This is a genomic window from Mesorhizobium sp. M8A.F.Ca.ET.161.01.1.1, from assembly GCF_004792105.1.
Classification (GTDB): Bacteria; Pseudomonadota; Alphaproteobacteria; order Rhizobiales; family Rhizobiaceae; genus Mesorhizobium.
In genome coordinates this window covers 1-386 of record NZ_SRTD01000140.1, presented here as the reverse complement: position 1 = coordinate 386, position 386 = coordinate 1, and the positions used below count along the sequence as shown (strand labels likewise).

Annotated in this window: 1 protein-coding gene; it reads right to left on the bottom strand. The window is 57.5% G+C overall.

Annotated elements, in window-relative coordinates; all coding sequences use genetic code 11:
* Window positions 1-386, bottom strand: a 386-nt coding sequence (locus EN804_RS35030) for a TonB-dependent receptor (protein WP_135922329.1), incomplete at both ends; no start/stop codon positions are given.

Sequence of the window (386 nt, the reverse complement as noted above, 5' to 3'; positions counted from 1 at the left end):
CTGCCGCCGAACTCCAGATCGCGATCCGGCACGCGTGCGCCCAGCGAAAACACGATCTTGTGCGCCGGAATGGTCGAGAGCGCCTTGCCGTAATTCAGGCCTGGCGTCTGGTTCTCACCCTTCACGCCGGTATAGGCAAGGTTGGCGAAGACGTAGTCGGAATCGTAGGCACCTTCGATCTCGACACCGTAAATCCTGGCCTTGCCGACATTGTAGAAGTAGCTTGAAGCACCCGTCGCCGTCAGCTGGATGAGGTCGGTGAGGTCGTTGTAGAAGCCGGTCGTCTTCACACTCAGCGCATCGCCGTCCTGAAGGATGTCATTGCCGGAGGTGGTGAAACCCACTTCATAATTGTTGGATTTTTCCTTCTCCAGGTCGAGGCTGAC